The following is a 15848-nucleotide window of genomic DNA, read 5'->3' as shown; positions in this document are numbered from 1 at the left end:
AGCCGGGAAATCGTCTCCCGCTTCGCCGATGCGGGGATACCTTCAGCTACCGAGTAGAGTTGCCATGAGCACTACCAGCCCCACGCTCGCCGACTTCCTGCCGACCGCCGACGCCCCGCCGGCCAAGCCGCGGGCCAAGTCGACCGGTCCGGTCATCCTGTCGTCGCACGACCTCCACCGCACCTACCGCAAGGGCGACGTCAAGACGCCCGTGCTGCAGGGGGTCGACTTCGAGGTCCGCAAGGGCGAGCTCGTAGCGATCGTCGGCCAGTCGGGCAGCGGCAAGAGCACGCTGCTGCACCTGCTCGCCACGCTCGACCGGCCCGACGCCGGCGAGGTCCGTTTCGAGGGCAACCGCATCGACAACCTGCCGGGCGAGGGGAAGAACATCCTCCGCAACCGCCACATCGGCATGATCTTCCAGGCGTACCATTTGGTGCCGGAGCTGACCGCGATCGAGAACGTGCTGTCGCCGGCGATGATCCGCTACAGCACCCTTGGCTATTGGCGCAACCGGAAGCAGCTCCGCCAGCGGGCCGAGCAGCTGATGGAGACCGTCGAGCTGTCGCACCGCCTAAACCACAAGCCGCGCGAGCTGTCGGGCGGCGAGATGCAGCGGGTCGCGATCGCGCGTGCGCTGATGAGCGAGCCGCGGCTGCTGTTGGCCGACGAGCCGACCGGCAACCTCGACCAGAACACGGGCGAGGAGATCCTGCGGCTGCTGGAGCGGCTCAACGAAGAGCAGCAGCTGACAATCGTCCTCGTCACGCACGACCTGCGGATCGCTGATCGGGCGCACCGCATCGTCACGCTGGTCGATGGCCGTGTGCAGGGCGGTTCGCTGGCGGCGGCTTAGCTCGTCACCCTTAGTTGCCAAGTCGAACCGCTGTTGTTCAGTGTGATCTTGCCGCTGGCTAGCTCGGCTTCGACTCTTTGCTCGTCGCAGCTCATCCAAGTGAATTCCCCCGCGACGACACGGCGCACCTCGCCGCGGCTGCCGCTCACCGGGCCCTCGTAGTCTAGGTACGCCAGCCGGTGATCGGGGAGCCGCTCGGCTTCGATTTCGTCTCCCGAACTGCCTCCCCACCGCGCGGGCAACCTCGGCAGCGACCAAGTGAGCAGCACGCCGTCGCGCTCGAGCATCAAGTCCCAGTGCGAACCGACGCGGTAGTCGGGGGGGCACTCGTGGCGGAGGAGGACGTAGCGGGGCATCGCTTGATAGTACCCCCACCGGCACGCATTCGGCAAAGCCCTACGGCTCGACCGTGACGATCACGCGGCCATCGGACGGCGCCGTGCCGCCCTGCCACGTGCCGCGGGCTTCTACCGCGCCCTGCCCTGGGTTCACCGCGTCGTACGGGACGCGGATGGTCGCCTTGCCGCCGGGCGCGAGCGAGGCGATGGCCGGGCTGAGCCGCAGGAACGGCTGCTGGGCGATCAGCGCTGTGCCGATCGGCGTGTCGGCCACCAGCGGCCGCGGCGAGAGCTGCGGCGGGATGCGGATGTCGACGTTCACCCCCAACAGCGGCTGGGCCGTGTTGTTGGTCAGCGTGACGGTTACGTCGGCCTGGCCATTCCGCCGGATGGGGTTCGCCGAGGTCTGGACCGACACGCCCAGCGGCGCGGCCGCCGGGGGCGCGGCGGCCGCCGGCAGGATCTCGATCTGCTCGCGGCCCGCCAGGCTGATGCCGTCGCCCTTGAGGAAGGCGGTGATCTCGGCCGGGTTGCCGATTTGGGTCGCCATGTTGGCGTTGCAGCCGTAGCGGATCGTGACCTTCTGCCCCGCGGCCAGCGTGCCGAGCGGAGTGATCGCACCGCCCGTGGTCAATGCCTGCGTGACGTTGCTGAGGTTCTCCGGCAGGATTCCGGTGACCCTCAATGCGGGGTCGGGGGCAATCTCGAGCCGCAGGTTGGTCGCTGGCACGTTGGAGGTGTTTTCGAGGACGATCTTGAATCGCACCTCGTCGCCCACGGTGGGACGCACAGGCGCGATGTCGGTCTGCATCGTGACCGCGGCGGCAACCGGCTGGTCGTCGATCGCGGTGAAGTCGGCCTTGTAAAACGCGTCGACTCCGCCATCGGCCTTCACGGTCACCTCGTGCCAATGCTCGCCGGCGGTGAGCACATCGAAGGTGAGGGGAATCTCGCGAGTTCCTGTCGGCGCAATGTCCTTGATGTTGTCTTTGGAGTCGATCCGCCCCACGCGTTCCCCGTCTTGCGGGCTGGCGAGCCCGGGGTCGAACACGTCGAACAGACGCACGTTGCGGGCCACGCCGTCGCCGATGTTGCGGATGACGATGTTGTAGGTCACTTCTTGGCCCACCTTGATCGGGTCGGGCGTGATCTTCTGAACCCTCACCTCTAGGTCCGGGCGGCCGGGGGGCTCGATGCCGATGGGGGGCTCGTTGTCCGGCGGCAGCTGGGGACGCGGGTTGGGCTCGGTCGGTTGCTGGGGGAACGCGGGCGGCGTCGCTGGCAGTTGCGGCGTGACCGGCGGGAACAGCGGCTGCGTGCCCGCGGCGGTGTTCGACCAGGTGATGGTCGCCTCGCCGGCGCCGACGTCCAGCCGCGGGCTCGACGCGATGCCGGCCTGCTCGGGACGCACCACCGTGATCCGGATCCGCGACGAACCGGGCTGGGCGTCGGTCGGGGTGACCTCGACCTGCGCGACGCCGCGGTTGTCCGATGTGACCTCCGAGACTTGCCCGGCGTCGTAGCCGAGCCGGGCGCCCGTGCCGTCGGCGACCTCGTAGCGGACGATCCAGCCGGCGAGCGGGGCGCCATCGGTCTGGCGGGTGATGGTGGTCGCCAGGACATGGGGCTGCCCGGCGGCGATCACGGCCGACGGCGGCAGCCGCCACTGCGCGTCGACCCAGTAGATCGTGGCCTGCGCGCGGCGGGCGTTCCAGTTGTCTTCGTTCGGCGCGTAGGCCGTGATGTAGCTAGTCCCCTCCGACGGGCTCGTGATGCTCACCCAGGCCTCGCCGTCGTTGATCTGCAGGTCGTCGGCCGGGTCGGCGGTGCCGCGTCGCAGGCAGGTGTGCACCGGCGAGGTGTAGCCCACAGCGTAGGTGTTGTTGATCTTCTTCGGCGTGCTCCAGGGGTAACGCATGAAGTCGCGCTGGCCGGCGTCGCCGATCTCGGCGAACTGCCCGACGCCCTCCTGGTCGATCATCCATTCAACCTTGCGGTTGGTCAGCAGGTAGCCGTCCTTGCCGCAGACGCCGGCGCGGAGCACTACCTCGCTGCCCACCGGCGCGAGCACGCGACCTGGCGTGAGGGTGACCCGGTTGGTCGGCTCGACCGGCGGCGGTCCGCCCGCCACCGGGCCGATCACGGTCTTGTCATCGAATAAGCCGCCCAGCGGGCAGCCGAGCGGGCACAGCGGACAAAGCGGGCAGCTCGGCCCGGTCGAGGCGGTGGTCCCGGCGGAGCCGACCGGCGGCAGCGTGGCGTTGCCGCCCGGCGGGGCGATCACCGCCCCGGGCGAGGCCAGCGGCCCCACCACCGGCTGGCTGTCGGGCCAGATAAAGAACCGCTCGCCAGACGGGTCGATCCGCGGCAACCCGTTCATAGCGCAGCCCGTCAGCGTGGCGACCGCCAGGGCGGCCAGCACTAGGGGGAGAGCGGATTGGGGAGTTCGGGGCTTCATGCTGGGCTGGGGCTGACCGCATCCGGCGTGGTCAGGGGGTTGGGGCCGGTCTCGCCGCAGCGTCCTCCAGGAGCGCGCAGCGGGTCGGCCACGCAACTCTACCGCCCGACTTGGGGCGTGTTGTTAATTTGCAACCTCTGGCGGTGAGTTTTCTCAACATGCCGGTTGGGGGCCTGCGGGTGGCGCCGGCAGTAGCGGTGGTAGGGCCGCGAGACGGGGATTACGTCGTGTTGCGGGCGCCAGAACCGCCCAAAACCCTGCCTATTTCTTGCTTTACCTATTTTGACTGATTACGATCAACGGAAGGTGCCACGGGTCTTCGACCCACCTTGCGCCCAGCCCGCCGCATCGAGAATTGGCAAGGCGGGCATCCCCGCGAACCAGGAACCCCGGCGGCTGCTCACCGCCCCTGCCGGGCGAGAAGAAACCGCCGACCTTACCAGGGTGATCCGACCATGCGTGTCGCTGCTCCAACACTTTTTTGTAGCCTGTTTGGCGGCCTGCTGGCCGTTGCTTTGTGCGTCGTGCCGGCGTCTGCCCAGTTTGGTGGCGGCGGCGGTGGCCAAGGCGGCGGCGGCTTTGGAGGCGGCGGTGGCGGCTTGGGAGGCGGCGGTGGCGGCACCACCGGCACCCAGGGCGCCTCGGGCGTGGTCGTCGACGCCGAGGGCGTGATGAAGCGTGTCTCGGTGGCGGACCCGACAGGCAACCTCGGGCGGCAACGCGTACAGCAGGCAATGGCCGCCTTCGAAGGCGACCTCACCAAGCCGAGCAAACTCCGCAAGGTGTCGCTGACGCGGCTCGAGAAAGAGATCGAGAACAAGATCGCCGCCGGCCAAGAGGCCGATGACGTCATGCAAAACCTGGCCGGGCTGACCCGCATCGACTACGTGTTCTGCTACCCCGAGTCGGGGGATGTGGTCATTGCCGGCCCGGCCGAACCGTGGGCCGAGTCGCTCGAGGGACGCAAGCTGGGCGTCAAGAGCGGCCAGCCGGTGATCGAGCTGCAAGACCTGGTGGTCGCCCTGCGGGCGTTCCCGCCGGCTGGCAGCGCTGCCGCCGAGTCGGCCAGCAGCAACCCGCTGATCTACTGCTCGATCGACCCCACCCAGGAAGGCCTGGCTCAGTTCCAGCAGTTCCTCGGCGGCCTTTCCCGCACCAGCACCGGCCGCATGCCGACCCAGGCCGAGACCCAGATGCTGGTCTCGAAGATGCAAGAGAAGCTCGGTCCGCAGATGATCACCGTCGGCGGCGTCCCGGCCTCGACCCATTTCGCCCAGGTGCTGGTCGAAGCCGACTACCGCATGAAGCTGATCGGCATCGGCCTTGAGCAGCCTCCAGTACGGCTGAAGAGCTACGTCGACCGGGCCAACCCGTCGAATGTCGCCCGCAACGCGATGCAGCGTTGGTTCTTCGTCCCCGACTACGAGCGGATCCGGGTGAGCGAGGATTCGCTCGCGATGGAGATGGTCGGCGAGGGCGTGAAGCTGATCGGCGAGGACGAGATGATCCAGCAGTCGGGCGCCCGCCAGGCCGTCGGCCGCGGCAACCGCGCCAGCCAGGCGTTCGTCAACGCGTTCACCAAGGTCTACCCGCAGCTCGCCGAGCGTTCGCCCGTGTTCGCTCAGCTCCGCAACTGCATCGACCTGGCGGTAGCCGCGGCGTTCATCCAGGACCGCGACCTCTACTCGCAGGCCGACTGGCAAATGACGACCTTCGCCGACGAGCAGGCCTACCCGGTCCAGACCGAGAACGCGCCGCAGAAGGTTGCCTCGGCCGTGAACAGCCTGTGGAAGGGCAACACGCTGATGACCCCAATCGGCGGCGGCGTCCAGATCCGCCCCGGCGAAGCCCTGCAGCCGGTCAACCTGCTGGCCGACGAGGCCGGCGAGGTGAGCTCGACCCGCGAAGAGGTTGACCTCAGCGGGCTGAACGCCGGCCAGTGGTGGTGGGACTGATCCCGCGGCTCTGCTGCGATTACCACGATTTCGTACAACCGAGTCCTCTAGCCCTGGCCTTGCTGGGGCTAGAGGACTTTTCGTGTTCGGGCTCCGATTTTGAGCCGCGCTCAAGAACTGGTCGCCAGCGGACTTTGCGGATCAGCGCAGCGGCCAACCGGCGACTGCATGACGTACAACACGCTCGCTTTTGCGTCGCTACCCGAAGATTCCCGTGCTTGCGTTTCGTCCTCGCCAAATTTCGCGCGAATCGCAGACTTAAATGCGCAAGCTTTGCATTTAGGTTTGGGGCGATTGTGACTCTACTAAGAGAGAGCGCGAGAACGCTTGTGCGCGGCCTGCTTGGCCCCGCGTGAGCGACACGCGATGCCAACGGTTTGCCGCTTGCGGATTCCGACGGCGCCCCCCCGATACAGGCAGGCGATTCCCTTCTTGGATCAGAGCTCCACCATGTCCGCACACCTCCCCACGAGCCAAAAGATGATGAACTCAGCGTGGCGCCTCCTGGGCAACGCCCCCACCCGTATTGCCTCGGCCCTGGCCGCCGGCCTGCTGCTGACCGCCGGCGCGAACGCGCAGGTGGTGATCAACGAGCTGGCGTACGACTCGTCTCCGAATGCGAGCCGCTTCGCCGAGTACATCGAGCTCTACAACGCCGGCGCCTCGGCCGTGAACATCGGCGATTGGAGCGTCGCGAGCATCGAGCTCGCCGACAACTTCTTGTTCTTCGAAGACTTCATCCCGTCCGGCACCATGCTCGCCGCGGGTGAGTACTACGTGCTGGGCGCCACCGGCACTCCCAACCTGGACCAGGACCTCGGCAACTCGCTCGACCTGTGGCCGAACGCCAACACCGTGATCGAGCTCCGCAACGGCCCGACGACCATTGTCGACGCCATCGCGTACGAGGCCAACAAGGGCAACGCCAACCTGACCGCGGCCCAGATCGCTGAGGTTGGCGCCGGCTGGTGGGGAAACACTCAGAACTACGACCGCCCGGACCACCCGATCTCAATCGGCCGCTACATCGACGGCCGCGACACTAACAACAGCGGCGCCGATTTCGGCATCGTGCCGACCACGCCGGGCGCCTCGAACGGTTTGCTGATGACCGGCGCCTATTCGATTCCGGACGTCGATGGACTTTCCGCGGCGTCGAACGATCCCGTGCCCGGCATGAGCGGCTCGTTCACCGTGCCCCGTGTTGTCGATCCTACGGTCGTCGATACCATCAACCCGAACGCCATCCCGGCGTCGCCTCAGGGCGGCAACGCGATCATGGCATGGGACGAGTCGGGCGGCGGCAACATGAGCTTTGCGCCGGAGCTGATCACCAGCTATGACATGTACGCTTACATCGACACCGTCCCCTACGGCGGAGGCGGCGCCGAGTCCACCACCTACGGCATCGGCACTACCGGCAGCCTCCACAACCTGCCGGACCCAACGGGCCTGTTCTTCGGCGACGTCGGCACCGCGAACGGCAACACCGGCATCGGCTGGGTGATCCAGAAGGAAGACAGCGCGAGCCTTAACCGCGTTATGCTGGTCGACTTCAACGATGGCGGCCCGAGCAACCCGGCTAGCGGCGACTGGACCGTCCTCGAAAGCATTGAGATGGGTGAGATGGCGTCCGACTGGTACCGCCTGTCGCTCGACTACGACCCCGTTACCGGTGACGTGGTCGCGGTCTTCGGCGACCAGACCTTCACCCACACCGCCACGACCGACATGATCGGCACTTTCTACATTGGCTACCGCGAATCGGTAGACCAGTCGCTGGTCCAGATTCGTCCGCCGACCTTCGACATGATCGGCGAGGCCTCTGGTCTGGCCGGCGACTTCACCGGCGACGGATTGGTCGACGCGGCCGACTACGTCTTCTGGCGTGACGACAACGGCGCCACGCTGACTCCTGGCGACTACGCCGTTTGGGCGTCGAACTACGGCGCCATGGCCGCCCCCGGCCCGTCGGCCGCGGCGGCCCCCGAGCCCACCGCGCTGCTGCTGGCGGCCCTAGTTGGCGTCGGGTTTGTCTGCCGTCGCTCGTAGTCTTTCCCGCCCCACTAGCGGGGGCGTGGGGCAGAATTGCTAATTGAGAGCCGGCGGTTTGTTCGCAAACCGCCGGCTTCTTTTTTGCGCCGGCGACACGTCTGGACCGCGGCGGAGTTGATACGATGGTCAGCAACCTCGTCCGGCCCTCGTCTTTGCAACTGGAGCCCCAAGCATGCGTCACGCCACCCTCCCCTGCCTTGCGGTCTTTGTCTCGCTCTTGTCTACGGTCCGCGCGCAGGGTGAGGACCCGGTGACCCGCCTGGAGAACTCGCCGCGGCACCACGAGTGGGTCAACATCAAGACTGACGCCGGCCGCACGGTGCGGACGTTCGTCGCGTTCCCCGAAGCTCCGGGCCCAACAGCCGCGTTGGTCGTGATCCACGAGAACCGCGGCCTGAACGTCTGGGCCCGCTCGTTTGCCGACCAGATGGCCGAGGCCGGCTACCTGGCGATCGCGCCGGACCTGCTCAGCGGGACCGGCCCCGACGGCGGCGGTACCGAGGCGTTCGGCTCGGCCGACGCCGCCCGCAACGGCATCTACAAGCTGCCGGACGAGCAGGTTGGCGCCGACCTCGACGCGGTGATCGCGTTCGCCCAGAAGCACCCGGCGGGAACGGGAGTGGTGGCGGCGGCCGGCTTCTGCTGGGGCGGCGGCAAGTCGTTCGCCCACGCGGCCACCAACAGTGGCGTCTCGGCGGCCTGCGTTTTCTACGGCACGGCGCCGCAGGACGACGCCACCTACCAGGCGATCTCGGCGCCGGTTTATGGATTCTACGGCGGCAACGACCACCGCATCACCGGCGCCGTGCCCGAGGTCAAGAAGAAGATGGAAACGCTGGGCAAGAAGTACGACCCGGTCGCCTACGAGGGCGCGGGCCACGCCTACATGCGGGCCGGCGAGTCGGCTAGCGAAGGCGATCCGAACTACGAGGCCCGGGCCAAGTCGCTGGTGCGGCTTAAGGGCATCCTCTCGGAGTTGACAAAAGAGAAGCAGTAAGAGGGGCGCCCGGGCGCCGAAATCAGGCGCCCGGGCGTCTCTGAATAGCGTCTCGGCTAGATACGACGACGCTTCCCCAGCGCGGCGCCAAGCACCGCTAGCAGCACCACGCTGGCCGGCTCGGGGATACCGGCAACCCTGGCTTTGACGTAGTCGATTGCGGCGTCGTGCACCGACTCATCGACATTCTGATTGAAAACCAGGTACAGCGGTTCCGAGTCTCCGATAGTGGGGTCACTGCTGCCGAGCTTGAGCGACAGCAGGTAGACGCCGTTTGTGGCGGGGGGATTTAGCAGGTAGTCGAGGTGGCGGTGCCACGAGCCGTCGGCCGCTACATTGAGGGCAAACCCTTCCACAACGCCGGGGGTCGACGGCGTAGTAACGGGGCCGAGCGAGCTCCCGAACTGAGTCGACATCGTCAACGGAGCAATCTCATCAAAGTCGATTCCATCCCAGACCCGCAGCGAGTCCACAAACGCGAACCCAACACTCGACCCGGCCGGGAAGGTCCCCGGATCGCTGTCGAATCCCGGCTCGTCGACTTCGTTCGGCAGGATCTCGCCGAGTTCGGCCCCGTAAACGCGTTGGCCGGTCACGATCTTTCCACCAGAGACGGTCAGATCGACGTCGCCGCCGTGCAGTTGGGCAGACGCGGGGCCAGCAGACAGGATCACAAGGCAAAACGCGTGCATCTTCGCATTCATAGCAATCGTTCTCATTCATAGTAGGATTTAAGGATTATTGAGGCGGCAGCATGAAGTTGTCGCCGTGGTCCGCCAACTCACGGAGCGTCGACTCGGCGACAAACTCCACGTGCGCGTCCGCATAGAGCAAGTGGGAGCCCGAAGTGTGGCGGTCAGACTGCATCTCTTCTTGGACCGCCGACCAGACGAGCCGATCCCGCACGTTGCTCCGCTTGAACCACGCCTTGGCGTGGATGTGCTCGTGGTAGAACGATAACGGCAGGTTGTCAGAGGCCTCGAGCGCAACCACCGTGGCGTGGGTGGCGGGCAGGTCGTGCAGGCTGGTGATCGCCCCGCCGCGGGGGACCGTGACGTAGTCGTTGAGCACGTAGCTCGTCAGCTTCTTCCGCAGCCGCTCGGGCCCACGCGGGTCCTCGGGGCAGATGCGCAGCTCGTCCACCGCCTCGGTGTAGGGCCCAAGCGTGTAGATCCACGACCGGGACTCGTCCGCGTCGACGATGGTGTGCATCGTCTCCGGGAACCTGCCGTGGTGGTCGTTGCAGTAGCCGTGCAATCCCAGGCCGATCTGGCGGAGGTTGTTCACGCACTGGGTGCGACGCGCCGCCCCCCGAGCGGCCTGGACGGCCGGCAGAAGGAGGGCGATCAGAAGCCCCACAATCGCGATAACAACCAGCAGCTCGACCAGGGTGAACGCGACGCGCGCGGCGCGTGACATACTCCCCTCCTTTCGAGGTGGGCAGGCAAATAGCGGAAGGGCCCCGCCGACGCGGCGTGTCTACCGCAACGGTGGTCGGACCGCATGACGACATGCGCCAGACGCCGGCGAGGCGATCGGTGCGCAGCCGTCCCCCCTACCGCGGCGACGTGGCCGCGATGATAGTTGGGAAGTGACCGCGCTTATAACAGCGGCGCGGCGGGCGGCCCGCGCGAACGCGGCGCACGTCCGGGGGCATAAGGAACGCGGGGTTCAATCGCCGGCGCGACCACGGTCGCGAGGCCGGCGACCACAACCAACGGCCGCGGCGCAGGTCGGTCCTGCGATAGCGCGAAAAGTGCGCAGATGGGACAGTCGTCGACCGGCTGTGGATTGACCGGCTGCCGCTGGTCGCCCGAGGGGATGGTCTGACGGTAACGAGCGAACGGCGAATCGTCGTGATTCAAGCCGCAGCTGCAGTGCTCGCAGGCGTTTGTACTGAAGTGGTCAAGCCACGGGAGGGCGTGCAGCGTCTGCCCAAACAGTGCGAGGGCACTGTAGAAAGCCGCGAGGGCGAGGGGGACGCATTTCTGAAACGAAGCACGCATAAAGGCCGCTGTTCCTACCGATTAGCAAGAAAAGCGGTCCGACCGGAAGGTATTGTGCTCCGCCCGAACGACCGGGTCAACCCATCAAGCGGCAGATTGCCGACGGCTGCGAGACAATCCCGCCGTCACGCCATCAGCTCGACAGGAACACCCCGATCGGTTGCAGGCTGCGGTAGTGGTCGCAGGCGATCTTCAGCACCAGCAGCATCGGCACGGCAAGGAAGATGCCGCCGATGCCCCACACCCAGCCGCCAACGAAGACCGATAGCAGGATCACCACCGGGTTGAGGCTGATCGAACGGCCGAGCACGGCTGGCGTGACGAGGTTCGCCTCGATGCCGTTCGCCCCCAGGTAGATCGCCGGAGCCATCAGCTGCTCGCCGAGGGTCGGCAGCTCCGCCATCGCGGCCAGAAAAACCAGGCCGGAGCCCAGCACCAAGCCGGCGAACGGGATGTAATTGAAGAGCGCCGCCAGCACGCCCCACAACAGTGGGTTAGGCATGCCAATCGCCCACATCCCGAATCCGATCACAACGCCCAGACCGATGTTGATCAGCGTGATCGCGCCCAGGTAGGTCGAAACCTTGCTCTGCAGGTCCTGCAGCAGCACGACGACATCACGCTTCTCTCGCCAGGTCGGCATCACCTCGACGGTCTTTACCATGAAGTGGTCGCCGGCCGAGAGCAGGAAGAACAGCAGCGACACCGTGATCACCACGCCGGTAGCGAACCCGCCGGTGCTGTTGAGCATCTCGCTGCTGAGCGCCGGCTGCTTGATCCGCACCTCGAGCGGAGTCACCTCGCCGGAAACCGCCGTCATGTCCGCCACCTTGGTCTGGGCGTCCTTGATCTGCTGAAGCGGTGTGGCGAGGTCACGCAGCTCTTCGCCCAGCACCTTTAAGCTCTTGGGGGCCTCGCCCATCAGTTCGGCGGTTGGCTCCCACAACGCCCGAGCTCCCAGCAGTGTGGCGATGCAGAACGCCGTAAGGATCAGCATCGCCGCGAGCATGTTCGGCAGGCCCCACCTGTGAAGCCGGTTCGTGACCGGCTTCAGCACCAGGCTCAGCATCACCGCTAGCGTTGTCGGCAGCAATATGGCGCGAGTGAAGTAGAACGTGTAGAAGATCGCCAGGCCGGTGAGGACAATCAGGCAACGTCGCTCTACGGAGCCTATTGGCAACCTGGACCTCACGGGTGGCGTCGCTTCGCGGCCCTGATCCCGGGGGGGATCTTCGATGGAAGCAACTCTTAGCTCTGACATTGGGATTCCTGGCTGCCCTTGACTGAAGCAGTCGACCCGCCCGACGGACGGTCGACCGCCAGCGATGGGGAAGCAATCGGCGTGCCGCGGCCGCCGGGCCGACAGTCAGGGGGGAGGCTGCTCGCACGGCGGCTTGGGGGTGGTCGCCTTCCCGCCAACCTGACCGTTTTGCATCCGCGCTTCGCGGCGGCGCCGCCCTCGGGATCCGCACATTCTGTCGTGTTTTACTGCTCGGTCGGAGTTGGCGCGGTAGTTGCTTCCCAAGTTCCCGACGAAGACGCCACTAACTAGAGGAACGTGCGGCCAATTGGCTGACCCGCTCTTCGAATCTCAAAGGGAGTGACCCACGATGAACACTCAAGGCTACGAAACGCAGGCCGCCGGCGACTGGACCGAACTCAAGGGCAAAGTGAACGAAGGCTGGGGCGAGCTCAGCGGCGACGAGGTGCGTGAGTTTCAGGGCAACGTGCAGCAGCTAGTCGGCTATATCCAGCAGAAAACCGGCGAGACCCAGCAGCTCATCGAGCAGAAGCTCGTCGCGCTGGACGCCCGCTTCCGCCCGATGCTAGAGCAGGCTAGCGCGACCGCGCAGGAGTATCTGCAGAGCGGATCCGACGCCGCCAACGACGCGGCCGCCTACGTCCGCGACGCGGTCGCCGCCAAGCACGCACAGGCCGAACAGGCGGTGCGTCGCAAGCCGATCGAATCGGTGGCGGTCGCCTTCGGGACCGGCATCATCGCGGGCGCGGTGATCGGGCTAATCCTGAAGCAGCGGTAACCCAAGTCAACTCTGCTCTCGAATCACACCGCACGTCAAAGGAGAGACGCCATGACCCCTACCAATCGCATTGAAGACCACGACTCCTCGTGCCTCACGGCCCGATCGCAAGAATTTATCCGCTCGCGGCCCGACGAATCGGTGCTGCTCGCCCTGGCGGCGGGCGCCGCGGTGGGGGTGGGCCTGGCGTTGCTCAGCGGCGGGCAGCGGCAAGGCTGGTCCTTCACCCGCGACCGCCGGGTTGCCGAAGGATTGGGCGAACGGCTCATGCACTCGTTAGAGAAGGTGCTGCCTGATTCGCTCAGCTCGTCGCTAGGAGTTAAATAATGTCCGCGGGCAACCATCACAATGGTCGCTACGGAGCGAGCGGCTCGTCGAACGGGCACAGCTCGAGTAACGGGCACGGCCCAGACCAGCTCTCCGAGCGGATGAGCCGCGTCCGCCGCGACCTCGAGCGGGACGTCGAGAAGCTGTCGGACGACGCTCGGCAGGTGACCGACTGGCGGTACCTTGTTAAGCGGCACCCGTACGCCGCCGCTGGGCTAGCTGCGCTGGTTGGGTACAGCTTAGTGCCGGGCAAGAAGCAGATTGTTACCGCCTCGCGGAGCGACATCGAGTCGCTGGTGCGGGCGGGCAAGCTGCAGATCGTTGCTGACGGGCAGGGCGCCCAGAAGGCTGGGTTGCTCTCCACTTCGCTGCTAGCGGTGGGCACTGTCGCGGCCCGAGCCGTCATGGCGTACGCCGGCAAGCGGATCGGCGAGAAGCTCGACAGCAGCGGGTCCGCCTTTGGACCGGCGCCCTCGGAGTAACCCATCGCTCTTACGCGAAGAGTCACAAGCATGCCGCACGAAACCACAGAAGTCAGGGTCCCGTCGATGTACTCGGCGGAGGCCCTCAACAAGCAGAGCGTCTCGAGCCTCGCCGAGCGGATCGCGTCGATCGCGACCGCGAAGCCGGCGGCTTGCTTGATCGGCGCCCTGACGACCGGAGTCATCATCGGATGGTTAGTCAAACGACGTTAAACCGAGACCCGCACTCCCCGGCGCCCGAACCCGAGCTCGGCCGCAACAGCAAGGGCCTGACCCACGACGCGATCGAGCTCTGCGAGCTGCAGTGGGCGTTGCTCAGCGAAGACCTAAAATCCGCCGTGCGTGGCGGACGGACCGGCGGCGTGCTGGTGCTCATCGCTGGGGCGATGCTGTTTGCATCGGCGCCGGTGCTGCTGCTGGCGCTCGCAGCGTGGATTGAAACCGCGTTCGAGCTCAGCCAGTCGCTAAGCCTGCTGATCGCCGGTGCGGCCGCCGCATTGGCCGCCTTTATCTCGCTGGCGGTCGGTTGGAACATCGCCGCGAGAGGAGCCGCGTCCCTCAAACGCTCGCGGACCGAGGCCCAGCGTAACGTCGCTTGGCTCAAACAGATGATCGCCAGCAAACCCGCCTGCCGCAACTAGCCACCCGCAAACCTGCGCAACCTCAGACAGATTTACACGAAGGAGAATACCATGGGCCAAACAGCCACTGCGAACAAGCCGTTGGAAGACACTACCGAGTACCCGCCGCGGGGCGCCGACCTGCAGCCCACCGCGGACATCTCGGAGTACATCAAGGAGTACGCCCGTCAGAAGCCCGAAGTCGCCGCGATGTGGTGCTTTGGCATCGGCTTCATCATCGGGTGGAAGCTTAAGCCCTGGTAGGCGACTGGGCCTCGCCCGCCGCGTCGGCTAGCAGTGCGGGCTCCTTTCCGGGGCCGCTGAGCGAGTAGGCCGGGTCACGGCCAGCCAGCTCCGCGGCCCGCGTGAAGCAAGCACGGATCTGCTCGTCAATCAGCTGCATGATCGCGTCGTTGCTCATCGACTCGAGCTGCTCGTGGGGGATCGCCTCGCCGTAGACGATGGCGATCTTCTTCGGCTTCGGGTAAGACGCTTTGTAGGGCATGGCCTCCCAAGCACCGTTGATCGCGGTCGGGATGAGCGAAGCCTTGCCCCGCCGCAGCAGTGTCAGCACGCCGGGCATCATCGGCTGGAACCGTCCATCGAGCGTCCGCGATCCCTCGGGAAACACGAGCACGGCGTCGCCCAGTTTGACCCGCGCGAGTGTCGCCCGCAGGCCGGCTAATGCGCTCCCCTCCTGGTCGACGGGGATGGCGTCGTACGATCGGATCAGCACTCCGAACAGCCCGCGGAACAGGGTCTCGCGCGCGAAGTAGCAGATAATCCGCGGGCAGAAGACACCTACTAGCAGCGGGTCGAGGTGGCTGCCGTGGTTGCAGACGAACACGGCCGGGCCGCTCTCGGGGGCGTTGTGCCGCCCCTCGGTCACAAGGCGGAACCAGACCCGAGCTACCAGGCCGATCACCCACTGGGTCAGGCGATACCACAACCGCTTCGCGAGCGGGCGGTGATGCACGGCGGGAGGGGGGTTGGCTTCCATGCAGATGCTCCGTTGCTTTTCTCTTCGCTAGCAGCCAGTTGGCTTGCACTGTTGCACGATATCCATCAGCTTCGCTACGACCTCGTCGTGGCTCATGCCGTCGGTGCTGACCCTGATGGCCCCGTCAGCCTTGGCGAGCCCGCCCTGGGGCCTTGCCTTGTCGCGGCCGTCGCGGTCGCGTTGCTGGTCGAGCACGTCCTGCAACGAAACCCGCTCGCCGCGATTGACGAGGTCGATGTAGCGGCGTTCGGCGCGGACCTCCTCGCTGGCGGTCAGGTAGATCTTGCACTCCGCGTCGCGGAACACGACGGTCGCCTGGTCGCGGCCCTCGGTGACGATGTCGCGGTGGCGGCCCGCGTGGCGCTGCAGCTCGGTCAGGTGGGCGCGGACGCCCTGGTGGTCGGCGGCGTGGTGGGTCGCCGCGGTGACGCTGCTCGCGCGGATCTCGCGGGTGACGTCCTGGCCATTGAGGGTGACCTGATCACCGGTGGCGGTGATTTCGCAGCCCTTAGCGACCCGCAGCAACGCGTCGGCGTCTGCCAGGTCGATACCCTCCCGCTGCGCCGCCAGGGTCACAGCCCGGTACATGGCGCCGGTGTCGAGGAACTGGAAGTCGAGCCTCCGCGCCAATTCACGGGCGGCGCTGCTCTTTCCGGCTCCGGCGGGGCCATCGATAGTGACAATCATTTAGCAGCGTTGGCGAGGGGTGGGGTCC

Annotated in this window: 17 protein-coding genes and 1 pseudogene; 10 read left to right on the top strand and 8 right to left on the bottom strand. The window is 66.5% G+C overall.

Annotated elements, in window-relative coordinates; translation table 11 throughout:
- Nucleotides 1-64 precede the first annotated feature (64 nt).
- Nucleotides 65-856 (top strand): ABC transporter ATP-binding protein, encoded by a 792-nt coding sequence (locus Pla123a_RS19330; RefSeq protein ID WP_146590030.1) that lies wholly within the window; start codon nt 65-67, stop codon nt 854-856.
- Here Pla123a_RS19330 and Pla123a_RS19325 read toward each other — a convergent pair.
- Together Pla123a_RS19325 and Pla123a_RS19320 are read right to left on the bottom strand one after the other, a co-directional pair.
- The gene (locus Pla123a_RS19325; RefSeq protein ID WP_146590028.1) at nt 853-1212 is read right to left on the bottom strand and encodes a DNA polymerase ligase N-terminal domain-containing protein; all 360 of its coding nucleotides are present in this window, start codon (nt 1210-1212) and stop codon (nt 853-855) included. The two genes, Pla123a_RS19330 and Pla123a_RS19325, sit on opposite strands and share 4 nt — an antisense overlap.
- A gap of 40 nt (nt 1213-1252) precedes the next feature.
- Nucleotides 1253-3652, bottom strand: a complete 2400-nt coding sequence (locus Pla123a_RS19320; RefSeq protein WP_146590026.1) for a DUF11 domain-containing protein — start codon at nt 3650-3652, stop codon at nt 1253-1255.
- A gap of 455 nt (nt 3653-4107) precedes the next feature.
- Here Pla123a_RS19320 and Pla123a_RS19315 point away from each other — a divergent pair, with 455 nt between their 5' ends.
- The 3 genes from Pla123a_RS19315 (at nt 4108) to Pla123a_RS19305 (ending at nt 8659) form a co-directional block, all read left to right on the top strand.
- The gene (locus Pla123a_RS19315) at nt 4108-5607 is read left to right on the top strand and encodes a DUF1598 domain-containing protein (protein WP_146590024.1); all 1500 of its coding nucleotides are present in this window, start codon (nt 4108-4110) and stop codon (nt 5605-5607) included.
- A gap of 450 nt (nt 5608-6057) precedes the next feature.
- Nucleotides 6058-7659, top strand: a complete 1602-nt coding sequence (locus Pla123a_RS19310) for a lamin tail domain-containing protein (protein WP_197528119.1) — start codon at nt 6058-6060, stop codon at nt 7657-7659.
- Nucleotides 7660-7834: 175 nt separating this feature from the next.
- Nucleotides 7835-8659, top strand: coding sequence for a dienelactone hydrolase family protein (locus Pla123a_RS19305; RefSeq protein WP_146590020.1), 825 nt, complete (start codon nt 7835-7837; stop codon nt 8657-8659).
- A 56-nt stretch (nt 8660-8715) separates the two neighbouring features.
- Here Pla123a_RS19305 and Pla123a_RS19300 read toward each other — a convergent pair whose 3' ends face one another.
- The 4 genes and pseudogenes from Pla123a_RS19300 to Pla123a_RS19290 all read right to left on the bottom strand — a co-directional run bounded on the left by Pla123a_RS19300 (nt 8716) and on the right by Pla123a_RS19290 (nt 11845).
- Nucleotides 8716-9363, bottom strand: a complete 648-nt coding sequence (locus tag Pla123a_RS19300; protein WP_197528118.1) for a PEP-CTERM sorting domain-containing protein — start codon at nt 9361-9363, stop codon at nt 8716-8718.
- Nucleotides 9364-9397: 34 nt separating this feature from the next.
- A complete protein-coding gene (locus Pla123a_RS25350; protein ID WP_391542834.1) occupies nt 9398-9802 on the bottom strand; it encodes an H-X9-DG-CTERM domain-containing protein in 405 nt (134 codons plus the stop codon).
- A 3-nt stretch (nt 9803-9805) separates the two neighbouring features.
- A pseudogene (locus Pla123a_RS25345) lies at nt 9806-10078 on the bottom strand (type II secretion system protein); the annotation flags it as partial.
- A 720-nt stretch (nt 10079-10798) separates the two neighbouring features.
- Complete coding sequence (locus tag Pla123a_RS19290; protein WP_197528117.1) at nt 10799-11845, bottom strand: AI-2E family transporter; 1047 nt, start codon at nt 11843-11845, stop codon at nt 10799-10801.
- Between the two features lie 430 nt (nt 11846-12275).
- On the opposite strand from Pla123a_RS19290, the gene Pla123a_RS19285 reads away from it, so the two are divergent.
- Genes Pla123a_RS19285 through Pla123a_RS19260 form a run of 6 tightly spaced genes read left to right on the top strand, consistent with a single transcriptional unit; the run spans nt 12276 to nt 14397 of the window.
- Nucleotides 12276-12704 carry a CsbD family protein gene (locus Pla123a_RS19285; protein WP_146590011.1) on the top strand — a complete coding sequence of 143 codons (429 nt, stop codon included), beginning with the start codon at nt 12276-12278 and terminating at the stop codon, nt 12702-12704.
- 51 nt (nt 12705-12755) lie between these two features.
- Entirely contained in the window at nt 12756-13031 is a 276-nt protein-coding gene (locus Pla123a_RS19280; RefSeq protein ID WP_146590009.1) for a hypothetical protein, read from the top strand.
- Nucleotides 13031-13513 carry a hypothetical protein gene (locus Pla123a_RS19275; RefSeq protein ID WP_146590007.1) on the top strand — a complete coding sequence of 161 codons (483 nt, stop codon included), beginning with the start codon at nt 13031-13033 and terminating at the stop codon, nt 13511-13513. The genes Pla123a_RS19280 and Pla123a_RS19275 overlap by 1 nt, the downstream gene beginning before the upstream one ends.
- Before the next feature lie 30 nt (nt 13514-13543).
- Nucleotides 13544-13726: a hypothetical protein gene (locus Pla123a_RS19270; protein WP_146590005.1), complete on the top strand. Its 183-nt coding sequence runs from the start codon at nt 13544-13546 to the stop codon at nt 13724-13726.
- Nucleotides 13705-14154 carry a phage holin family protein gene (locus Pla123a_RS19265; protein WP_146590003.1) on the top strand — a complete coding sequence of 150 codons (450 nt, stop codon included), beginning with the start codon at nt 13705-13707 and terminating at the stop codon, nt 14152-14154. Before Pla123a_RS19270 ends, Pla123a_RS19265 begins: the two co-directional genes overlap by 22 nt.
- Before the next feature lie 51 nt (nt 14155-14205).
- Complete coding sequence (locus Pla123a_RS19260) at nt 14206-14397, top strand: hypothetical protein (protein WP_146590001.1); 192 nt, start codon at nt 14206-14208, stop codon at nt 14395-14397.
- Here the strand turns inward: Pla123a_RS19260 and Pla123a_RS19255 are convergent.
- Both Pla123a_RS19255 and cmk read right to left on the bottom strand, forming a co-directional pair.
- Nucleotides 14384-15133: a lysophospholipid acyltransferase family protein gene (locus Pla123a_RS19255; RefSeq protein ID WP_146589999.1), complete on the bottom strand. Its 750-nt coding sequence runs from the start codon at nt 15131-15133 to the stop codon at nt 14384-14386. The two genes, Pla123a_RS19260 and Pla123a_RS19255, sit on opposite strands and share 14 nt — an antisense overlap.
- Before the next feature lie 27 nt (nt 15134-15160).
- A complete protein-coding gene (gene cmk, locus Pla123a_RS19250) occupies nt 15161-15820 on the bottom strand; it encodes a (d)CMP kinase (RefSeq protein WP_146589997.1) in 660 nt (219 codons plus the stop codon).
- Nucleotides 15821-15848: the final 28 nt, after the last annotated feature.

Origin of the sequence: Posidoniimonas polymericola, from assembly GCF_007859935.1 — a bacterium.
Classification (GTDB): domain Bacteria; phylum Planctomycetota; class Planctomycetia; order Pirellulales; family Lacipirellulaceae; genus Posidoniimonas; species Posidoniimonas polymericola.
The sequence above is the reverse complement of the archived record's forward strand: the minus strand, read 5'-3'. Positions and strand labels throughout refer to the sequence as shown.

Excerpts from the sequence above, each read along its gene's own strand:
- Pla123a_RS19330 (WP_146590030.1), top strand. The coding sequence starts at position 65 with ATGAGCACTACCAGCCCCACGCTCGCCGACTTCCTGCCGACCGCCGAC.
- Pla123a_RS19325 (WP_146590028.1), bottom strand. The coding sequence starts at position 1,212 with ATGCCCCGCTACGTCCTCCTCCGCCACGAGTGCCCCCCCGACTACCGC.
- Pla123a_RS19320 (WP_146590026.1), bottom strand. The coding sequence starts at position 3,652 with ATGAAGCCCCGAACTCCCCAATCCGCTCTCCCCCTAGTGCTGGCCGCC.
- Pla123a_RS19315 (WP_146590024.1), top strand. The coding sequence starts at position 4,108 with ATGCGTGTCGCTGCTCCAACACTTTTTTGTAGCCTGTTTGGCGGCCTG.
- Pla123a_RS19310 (WP_197528119.1), top strand. The coding sequence starts at position 6,058 with ATGTCCGCACACCTCCCCACGAGCCAAAAGATGATGAACTCAGCGTGG.
- Pla123a_RS19305 (WP_146590020.1), top strand. The coding sequence starts at position 7,835 with ATGCGTCACGCCACCCTCCCCTGCCTTGCGGTCTTTGTCTCGCTCTTG.
- Pla123a_RS19300 (WP_197528118.1), bottom strand. The coding sequence starts at position 9,363 with ATGAATGCGAAGATGCACGCGTTTTGCCTTGTGATCCTGTCTGCTGGC.
- Pla123a_RS19285 (WP_146590011.1), top strand. The coding sequence starts at position 12,276 with ATGAACACTCAAGGCTACGAAACGCAGGCCGCCGGCGACTGGACCGAA.
- Pla123a_RS19280 (WP_146590009.1), top strand. The coding sequence starts at position 12,756 with ATGACCCCTACCAATCGCATTGAAGACCACGACTCCTCGTGCCTCACG.
- Pla123a_RS19275 (WP_146590007.1), top strand. The coding sequence starts at position 13,031 with ATGTCCGCGGGCAACCATCACAATGGTCGCTACGGAGCGAGCGGCTCG.
- Pla123a_RS19270 (WP_146590005.1), top strand. The coding sequence starts at position 13,544 with ATGCCGCACGAAACCACAGAAGTCAGGGTCCCGTCGATGTACTCGGCG.
- Pla123a_RS19265 (WP_146590003.1), top strand. The coding sequence starts at position 13,705 with ATGGTTAGTCAAACGACGTTAAACCGAGACCCGCACTCCCCGGCGCCC.
- Pla123a_RS19260 (WP_146590001.1), top strand. The coding sequence starts at position 14,206 with ATGGGCCAAACAGCCACTGCGAACAAGCCGTTGGAAGACACTACCGAG.
- Pla123a_RS19255 (WP_146589999.1), bottom strand. The coding sequence starts at position 15,133 with ATGGAAGCCAACCCCCCTCCCGCCGTGCATCACCGCCCGCTCGCGAAG.
- cmk (WP_146589997.1), bottom strand. The coding sequence starts at position 15,820 with ATGATTGTCACTATCGATGGCCCCGCCGGAGCCGGAAAGAGCAGCGCC.